The sequence below is a fragment of the Flavobacterium ustbae genome (assembly GCF_003946915.1).
GTDB lineage: Bacteria > Bacteroidota > Bacteroidia > Flavobacteriales > Flavobacteriaceae > Flavobacterium > Flavobacterium ustbae.
Window position 1 is genome coordinate 1 of record NZ_RPOC01000058.1, and the last position, 318, is coordinate 318.

Here is a 318-nt window from a genome sequence, read left to right on the forward strand (position 1 = left end):
ACGGTGTGGTATCGAGACCAAGATGGAGACACTTTTGGAACGCCTGCAACCAAACTGGTTCAGTGTACCCAGCCTGCAGGATATGTTCTGAATTCCTCCGACTATAATGATACGACAGCCAATATCACTAATATTGCCCCATCGACTTTTTACAGGGATGCCGATGGCGACACGTTCGGAAACCCTTCCTTAATCGTATCTTATAGTGTGAAGCCTACAGGATATGTGACGAATAATACAGACTGCAATGATGCTAACGCTGCCATTAATCCCAATACGGTGTGGTATCGAGACCAAGATGGAGACACTTTTGGAACG

Annotated in this window: 1 pseudogene; it reads left to right on the forward strand. The window is 45.9% G+C overall.

Annotated elements, in window-relative coordinates:
- Positions 1–318: pseudogene (locus EG814_RS21080) on the forward strand (hypothetical protein); the annotation flags it as partial.